The organism is Ornithinimicrobium sp. (assembly GCF_051004135.1).
GTDB lineage: Bacteria > Actinomycetota > Actinomycetes > Actinomycetales > Dermatophilaceae > Ornithinicoccus.
Genome location: NZ_JBPCKQ010000059.1, coordinates 1 through 7,868, shown reverse-complemented (window position 1 = coordinate 7,868; position 7,868 = coordinate 1). Strand labels below are relative to the sequence as shown.

The 7,868-nt window shown below is 71.3% G+C and carries 8 protein-coding genes; 4 read left to right on the top strand and 4 right to left on the bottom strand.

Going from position 1 to position 7,868, the window contains the following annotated elements; translation table 11 throughout:
- Positions 1-115: 115 nt before the first annotated feature.
- From ACR2FV_RS03240 to ffh, 3 genes are read left to right on the top strand one after another with little or no spacing between them, the layout of a single operon-like run.
- Positions 116-346, top strand: a complete 231-nt coding sequence (locus ACR2FV_RS03240) for a hypothetical protein (RefSeq protein ID WP_434014263.1) — start codon at positions 116-118, stop codon at positions 344-346.
- Positions 347-403: 57 nt separating this feature from the next.
- The gene (gene ftsY, locus ACR2FV_RS03235) at positions 404-1,579 is read left to right on the top strand and encodes a signal recognition particle-docking protein FtsY (RefSeq protein ID WP_434014262.1); all 1,176 of its coding nucleotides are present in this window, start codon (positions 404-406) and stop codon (positions 1,577-1,579) included.
- A 21-nt stretch (positions 1,580-1,600) separates the two neighbouring features.
- Positions 1,601-3,232 (top strand): signal recognition particle protein, encoded by a 1,632-nt coding sequence (gene ffh / locus ACR2FV_RS03230; RefSeq protein ID WP_434014261.1) that lies wholly within the window; start codon positions 1,601-1,603, stop codon positions 3,230-3,232.
- A 19-nt stretch (positions 3,233-3,251) separates the two neighbouring features.
- On the opposite strand, the gene ACR2FV_RS03225 is transcribed toward ffh, so the two are convergent.
- Positions 3,252-3,908 (bottom strand): N-acetyltransferase, encoded by a 657-nt coding sequence (locus ACR2FV_RS03225; RefSeq protein WP_434014260.1) that lies wholly within the window; start codon positions 3,906-3,908, stop codon positions 3,252-3,254.
- Positions 3,901-5,415: a phytoene desaturase family protein gene (locus tag ACR2FV_RS03220; protein ID WP_434014259.1), complete on the bottom strand. Its 1,515-nt coding sequence runs from the start codon at positions 5,413-5,415 to the stop codon at positions 3,901-3,903. The genes ACR2FV_RS03225 and ACR2FV_RS03220 overlap by 8 nt, the downstream gene beginning before the upstream one ends.
- Positions 5,416-5,497: 82 nt before the next feature.
- Here ACR2FV_RS03220 and ACR2FV_RS03215 point away from each other — a divergent pair, with 82 nt between their 5' ends.
- Positions 5,498-6,601, top strand: a complete 1,104-nt coding sequence (locus ACR2FV_RS03215; protein WP_434014258.1) for an amidohydrolase family protein — start codon at positions 5,498-5,500, stop codon at positions 6,599-6,601.
- 121 nt (positions 6,602-6,722) lie between these two features.
- Here the strand turns inward: ACR2FV_RS03215 and ACR2FV_RS03210 are convergent, their stop codons facing one another.
- Both ACR2FV_RS03210 and ACR2FV_RS03205 read right to left on the bottom strand, forming a co-directional pair.
- Entirely contained in the window at positions 6,723-7,289 is a 567-nt protein-coding gene (locus ACR2FV_RS03210; protein WP_434014257.1) for a Uma2 family endonuclease, read from the bottom strand.
- 94 nt (positions 7,290-7,383) lie between these two features.
- Positions 7,384-7,868 (bottom strand): hypothetical protein (locus ACR2FV_RS03205; RefSeq protein WP_434014256.1); only part of this gene is annotated, 485 nt, incomplete at its 5' end.

The following is a 7,868-nucleotide window of genomic DNA, read 5'->3' as shown; positions in this document are numbered from 1 at the left end:
CAAAGATCCGGGGGCCCCGGGATGTGGGTTGGACTCTCCCCACCCCGTGGCGTGTCCCCCGCGACACCCCGCGGAGTGAGTTGTTCGTGAGTCTTGGCGGAGGCAGGATGAGGACATGCTGGCTTTGGTCTTGGGGATGTTCTTCTGTGTAGCGGTCAGTGCCGCGGTGATCGGCTATGTCGCCCGTGAGGCTCAGCGTGACTCCCGGGACTTCTGGACCCCTGAGGGCGAGCGCATGATCGCCGACGTCCGACGGCGCGGCACCGACCTGCGGGCCCGGGGCGAGGGCCTACGTCAGCGCATGCCCAGCGCCGCTGGTCGGAGTTCCTCGGGTCTCGACTCCTGAGCAGGGTGCCCCCGCGCAGCACGAGTCGGGGACCCGGATCTGTGAGAATGAGCCGCGATGAATGATCTGTGGGAGTACCTCGCTGTCGCCACCGTCGTCGCCCTCGGCGCCCTGGCGGTCCTGGTCGGCCTGGTCCGTGGCCGCGGCGGACGCACCAAGGGTCTTCCGCCCGACGTCGGGTCCCGGCCCGGCGCTGGTGAGCCTGGCGACGGCATACCCCCTGCTCCGGGTGAGCGCGATGTTCACGACACCGGCGGTGGAGTCGCTGTCGAGGAGCGTGAGCCCGGCACTTCGAGACTGGAGCACCCGGACTCCGCTCGTGGACGGCTGGCCCGGCTGCGGGAACGGCTGTCCCGCTCCAACACCGCGATCGGCGCTGCCCTGCTGGCCCTGCTGTCCCGCTCCGGACTGGACGACGCGGCATGGGAAGAGGTCGAGGACACCCTCCTGCAGGCCGACCTGGGGGTCGAGGCGACCGACGAGCTGGTCGCCTCGTTGCGCACCCGGGTGCGGGTCGAGGGGGAGACCGACGTCGAGACCGTGCGGGGCTGGCTGCGCGCCGACCTGTTGAAGCTGGTGGACCCCAGCATGGACCGCCGCGTCGCCGGTGCCCGGGTGGGCGGCCGACCGGCCGTGGTCCTGGTCGTCGGGGTCAACGGCACGGGCAAGACCACCACGGTCGGCAAGCTGGCCCGGGTGCTGATCGCTGAGAACAAGGACGTCGTGCTGGGTGCGGCCGACACCTTCCGGGCGGCCGCCGCCGACCAGCTGCAGACCTGGGGCGAGCGCGTCGGGGTGGTGACCATCCGCTCGGACCGCGAGGGTGCCGACCCGGCCTCGGTGGCCTTCGACGCCGTCGCCGCGGCCGCCGAGATGGAGAGCGACGTCGTGCTGATCGACACCGCCGGCCGGCTGCACAACAAGGTCGGCCTGATGGACGAGCTCGGCAAGGTCAAGCGGGTCATCGAGAAGCGCAGCCCGATCGACGAGGTGCTGCTGGTGCTGGACGCCACGACCGGTCAGAACGGCATGCGTCAGGCGGAGGTCTTCGCCGAGGCCGTCGACATCACCGGCATCGTGCTGACCAAGCTCGACGGCACCGCCAAGGGCGGCATCGTGGTCAACGTGCAGCGCCGGCTCGGCGTCCCGGTCAAGCTGGTCGGTCTCGGCGAGGGGGCCGACGATCTCGCGCCGTTCGACCCCGCCGCCTTCGTCGACGCCATCGTCGGCTGAACCATTCGTTAGCCTGGACCCGTGTTCAACAGTCTCTCCGATCGTCTCGCCGACACCTTCCGCAACCTCAAGCGCAAGGGGTCGCTGTCGGAGTCCGACGTCAACGCCACGATCCGCGACATCCGGATCGCGCTGCTGGACGCCGACGTCGCACTGCCGGTGGTCAAGCAGTTCACCGGGCGGATCCGCGAGCGGGCCCTGAGCGCTGAGGTCTCCCAGGCGCTCAACCCGGCGCAGCAGGTCGTCAAGATCGTCAACGAGGAGCTCGTCGACATCCTCGGCGGGCAGACCAGGCGGCTCAACCTGGCCAAGTCCTCCCCGACGGTGATCATGCTCGCCGGCCTGCAGGGCTCCGGCAAGACGACCCTGGCCGGCAAGCTCGGCTACTGGCTCAAGGACCAGGGGCACGCTCCGCTGCTGGTCGCCGCCGACCTGCAGCGCCCCAATGCCGTCAACCAGCTGCAGATCGTGGGGGAGCGGGCCGGGGTGTCGGTCTTCGCGCCCGAGCGCGGCAACGTCTTCGGTCACGACGCCTCCCTGGAGACCGGCGAGGGCACACGCTCCTTCGGTGACCCGGTCGACGTGGCCATCGACGGCGTCGCCCAGGCCCGCGACAAGGGCCACGACATCGTCATCATCGACACCGCCGGCCGGCTCGCCGTCGACGTCGACCTGATGCGCCAGGCACACGACATACGGGTCGAGACCGCCGCCGACGAGGTGCTGTTCGTCATCGACGCCATGATCGGCCAGGCGGCGGTGGACACCGCCAAGGCCTTCGCCGACGGCGTCGGGATCACGGGGACCGTGCTGACCAAGCTCGACGGCGACGCCCGAGGCGGCGCGGCGCTGTCGGTGGCCTCGGTCACCGGCCGTCCGATCATGTTCGCCTCCACCGGTGAGGGGGTCAAGGAGTTCGAGACCTTCCACCCCGACCGGATGGCCGGCCGGATCCTTGACATGGGTGACGTGCTCACCCTGATCGAGCAGGCCGAGAAGGCCTTCGACGAGGCGCAGTCCCGCGAGATGGCCCGCAAGTTCATGGCCGAGGAGGACTTCACCTTCGAGGACTTCCTGGAGCAGATGGCGGCCATCAAGAAGATGGGCAGCCTGAAGCAGATGCTCGGGATGATGCCCGGTATGCAGCAGATGCGCGAACAGCTGGACTCCCTGGACGACCGCGAGTTCGACCGGGTCGAGGCGATGGTGCGCTCGATGACGCCGTTCGAGCGCAACCATCCGAAGGCGATCAACGGCTCCCGCCGCGCCCGCATCGCCAAGGGCTCCGGAGTCAACGTCTCCGAGGTCAACCAGCTGCTGACCCGCTTCGGCGACGCGCAGAAGATGATGCGCCAGATGCGCAAGGGCGGCGGCATGCCCGGTATGCCGGGGATGCCGGGGATGGGCGGGCCCGGCGCAGGCAAGGGCAAGGGCAAGCAGGCGCCCCAGCGCAAGAAGTCCAAGAGCGGCAACCCGGCGAAGCGGGCCGCCGAGGAGAAGGCGGCGGCGCAGAAGCAGACTGCGGCGAGAGAGAACGCGTTCGGCAGCGCCTTCGGCGCCGGTGCCGCCGGGGGAGGGCAGGACGAACCCGACATGTCCGACCTGCAGCTGCCCAAGGGGTTCGAGAAGTTCCTCGACCAGGGCGGCAAGTAGGCGCCTTGGAAGTCGGCCGTCAGTCGCTGCGGCGCTGCGGACGCCAGAGCTGCACCGAGCCGACCGGCACGAACCCGCAACGCAGGAACAGCCGCACCGATCTGGCGTGGCCCGGGGAGACGCATGCCAGGACGAGTTCGTCGAAGGGGACCAGGGCCAGCGCGCCGTGGAGCAGCCGGCCGGCTGTCCACCCTGATGGCAAGGGTGGGGAGGTCTCGATGCTGATCTCCGGGAGTCCTGCGATGCCACGCGCGAGGGTGAGCACAGAGTGCTGCCGGGGACCGGGCAGACCCCAGACCTGGACTTCGCGACGTACGGCACGTGCATGCCGCACCCTCGGGTGCTCCGCCAGGTCGGGCCGGGGGACCAACTCCGACGGCTCGCCGGTGCCGTGTCTGACGAGCACGGTGTCCAGCACCTCGATCTGGCCTGCGCCGGCCAGCGCGACAGCCACCCGAGGGTCGTGCGCCCCGCCCAGCCCGTCCACCCCAAGGGCCGCCAACTCCGCGTCCGAGACGCTCTGGTCGACCACCATCACCGAGTGTCCGGTGAAGGCCACCACGCCCTCCAGGCCGGCAAGCCACGGAGCCGCGCGACTCCAGCCACTGTCGGCGACCGGGAAGCTCCCGGCCCCCGCAGATCTGAGCAGCGACGCCAGATCGGGGCGGTCAGCCACCGGACATGGCGTCCTCGCCCAGGTGGGCGGCGACCGCGTTGCGACCGGGTATGCCGCTCACGCCGCCGCCGCGGCGGGCGCCGGCACCACACAGGTAGACGTTGGGGTCGGCCGTCTCCACACCCCAGGTGCCGACGTCGGATGACGACTCGGCGAAGGGCCACTGCAGGTCGCCGTGGAAGATGTGCCCACCGGGCATCCCGACCGACGCCTCCACGTCCAGCGGTGAGCGCACCTCAAGTGTGGACGCATCGAGCAGGCAGTCCTCGATCGGCTCGGCGAGGACGCTGTCCACCGAGGCGAGAGTCAGTTCCAGGGCACGCTGCCGGGCACCGGCCGGGTCGTCGCTGAACAACCGGGTCGGCATGTGCAGGCCGAACAGGGTCAGCGTGTGCGCCCCTGCGGCCACGAGTTCCTCGCCCAGGATCGAGGGGTCGGACAGCGAATGGCAGTAGACCTCGCACGGCGGCACGGTCGGAACCTGACCTCGCGCCGCCTGCAAGTATGCGGCGTCCAGCGCGGCATACCCCTCGTTGATGTGGAGGGTCCCGGAGAACGCCTGCTCCGGGGTCACCGAGGGGTCCTTGAGGGCGGGCAGCCGGGACAGCAGCATGTTGACCTTGAGCTGAGCGCCCTCGGGCGCGGCGCCGGCGGGGGACCGGCCACGCAGCCGGTCCAGCACGACCGGTGCAACGCCCGCGAAGACCGCATCGCTCTCGACCACGGACCCGTCGGCGGCCCGGACCCGGGCCAGCTCGCCGTCGGTCTCCAGGGCGACGACCTCGGTGTCCAGCCGGATCTGGGCGCCCGCCGCCAGTGCCGCGTCGGCCAGCGCGTCGGTGACCCGGCCTATTCCGCCGACGGGCACGTCCCAGTCGCCGGTGCCGCGGCCGATGACGTGATAGAGCAGGCACCGGTTGGCCAGCAGATCGGCGTCGCCAGCCCGGGCGAACGTGCCGATCAGGCCGTCGGTCAGGGCGATGCCGCGCACCGCGTCGCCCGTGAACCGGTGCTGCAGGGTCTCGCCGATCGGCCGGGCGAACAGGTCGGTCCAGGCCTGCTCGCCGACCAGCGAGCGCACGTCCTTCGCAGACCGCAGTGGCTCGGTCATCGTGGGGAAGAGCCGGTGCGCGACCTCGCCGGTCAGACCGGCGAAGTCTTCCCACGCCTGGGCGTCGGGCCCGAGGTCGTGGGCGGTGCGGGCCGGGTCGCCGTGGTCGATCAGGATCCCGCCATTGTCGGTGGGGGTGTAGGAGGAGATCCGGCGCCGGTGCAGCTTTAGGCACAGCCCCAGCTCATCGACGATCTGCTCCGGCAGCAGGCTGAGCAGGTAGGAGTATGCCGACAGCCGGGCGTCGTATGCCGGGAACACCCGGGCCGAGCGAGCCGCCCCGCCGATCACCTCGGCTCGCTCCAGCACCAGCACCGAACGGCCCGCCCGGGCCAGGTATGCCGCGCTGGTCAGCCCGTTGTGTCCGGCACCGATGACCACCGCGTCGTACCGCATACGCCTCACCGTAGTCGCGACGCAGTGCCTGCGGACCGATAGCCTGCCGTGACGGCATACCCGCAAGGAGGCGAGGGCGACGATGAGCGCACCGGTGCTGCACGTGCAGGGTCAGATCCTGGTCGGACCTGAGGAGGTGCTGGACGAGCTCTGGGTGGTCGGCGGACGAATCTCCTTGACCGCCCCGGCCGGGGGCGACGTGGAGACCGTGCACGGGTGGGTGCTGCCCGGCCTGGTGGACGCGCACTGCCACGTCGGGCTGGAGGCGCACGGCGCGGTCGACGACGCCCGCGCGGAGGAGCACGCGCTGGCCGAGCGGGACGCCGGAGCCCTGCTGCTCCGCGACGCCGGCAGCCCGGCCGACACCCGATGGGTGCAGCAGCGCGAGGACCTGCCACGGCTGATCCGGGCGGGGCGGCACATCGCGCGGACCCGGCGCTACCTGCGCAACTTCGCCCACGAGATCGAGCCGGACGACCTGGTCGACCACGTCCGCCAGGAGGCTCGCCACGGCGACGGCTGGGTCAAGCTGGTCGGCGACTGGATCGACCGCGACACCGGCGACCTCAGCCCGTCCTTCCCCGCCGACGCGGTGGCCCGGGCGGTCGCCGCGGCGCACGAGGAGGGTGCCCGCACCACGGCGCACTGCTTCGGGGAGGAGTCGCTGCGCGATCTGGCGGCGGCCGGCACCGACTGCGTCGAGCACGCGACGGGGCTGCAGGACGACACCATCCAGGCGTTTGCCGACCAGCAGATCGCCATCGTGCCCACCCTGGTCAACATTGAGAACTTCCCTGCGTTCGCCGACGCGGGCGAGGCCAAGTTCCCGGGGTATGCCGCCCACATCCGTGACCTGCACGCGCGCCGGTTCGACACGATCGGCAAGGCACGTGAGGCCGGAGTGCCGATCTACGTCGGGACGGACGCCGGTGGTCAGCTACCGCACGGGCTGGTGGCCCAGGAGGTGCAAGCGCTCACGGAGACCGGGATGAGCGCCCTGGAGGCGATCGGCGCTGCGACCTGGTCGGCCCGGGAGTGGCTGGGGCGTCCAGGAATTGCCGAGGGGGAGTCGGCCGACTTCGTCGTCTACCGCGACGACCCACGCCAGGATCTGCGGACCCTGGCCGACCCGCACCGGATCGTGCTGCGCGGCACGGTGGTCCCGCACAGCGGAGCACCGGGATGACCGATGGGCCGAACCCGGCCGCCTGGGGCCGCCCGCCCGCGCTGCGCATGAGGCGCCGGATCAACGCGCCATCATCGGGGTCGATACGCGCGGGGCGGCGCGACGAGGTCGTCCGGCCGGCTCAGCGCTGCTTGCTCCTGGGCGGGGCGACCAGGTCGGCCGGCACCAGCTGCACCGGCCAGGGTGCCTCGAGGTATGCGGTCTGCTCGCCCACCACGTGCAGGCCCTCGCCGTAGCCGTCCGAGCCGAGCTCCCAGGCGTGCAGCGACGGCTCGTCGGGGTCGACCACCCAGTAGGAGGCGCAGCCGGCTGCTTCGTAGCGGGAGCGCTTGAGCCCGAGGTCGATGTGGCGGGTGCTGGGGGAGAGCACCTCGACGGCCAGCAGCGGTGCCTCGCGCACCCCGCTGCGGAAGAGCTGCCCGGCTCGGGCGACCAGCACGTCGGGCTGCAGGACCGTGGCGTCACCGATCCGCACGTCCAACGGCGCGACGAACACCTCACATCCCTCCCACACGGTGTCGTCCAGCGCCCGCACGAGCCGCACCACTGCTCGCTGGTGCGTGAAGATCGGCGACGGGGTCACGATCAGCGCCCCGTCGACCAGCTCGTAGCGGTGACCGTCGTCCTGCTCACGCAGGGCCTCGAAGTCCGCCACGCTCAGCGGGCGACTCTGCGGCAGTGTGGTCATGACACCCATCGTGCCTCCTCTCCGGCATGGGCACCAGCATGCCGCGGTCACGACATCCGCGTCATCGCCTGTCCACAGGCTGATGCGGCGAGCCTCATGCGGCGGGCGCGGTGGCCTCCGTGCCCTCGTCGCGCAACAGCACGGCATACGCCGCAGGGGAGAGGAAGGCTGCCGTTCGCTGCTGCGCGAAGGAATCCCGTAGCAGCCGCGCCGCATGCCCGATTTGCCCAGCATCGCCCGGGCGCAGGCGACGCAGCACCGCGACCTCCTCGGCCATGATCCGTGCGGTCAGCGCCGAGGTCACCCAGGGCCCCTCGGCCAGTGCCACCCCTGTGGTGGGTCCACTGCCACCCCTGCAGTCTGGACCGGGCGGGAACTCAGGCTCGTCGAGCAGCCCCTGCGAGGTCATGCTGCCGTGCGCGACGAGCACGCCGCCGGGTGAGTCGAGCGTCCCCAGGGTCCGCCACCCCGTCGACTCCTCGTTCTCCCACTCCGCCCGGATCTCGATCTCCTTGTCGAGCACATCGGTGACGACCCCGCTGCAGCCGATCTCCGGGGTGCTGGGGGCCAGGGTGCCGG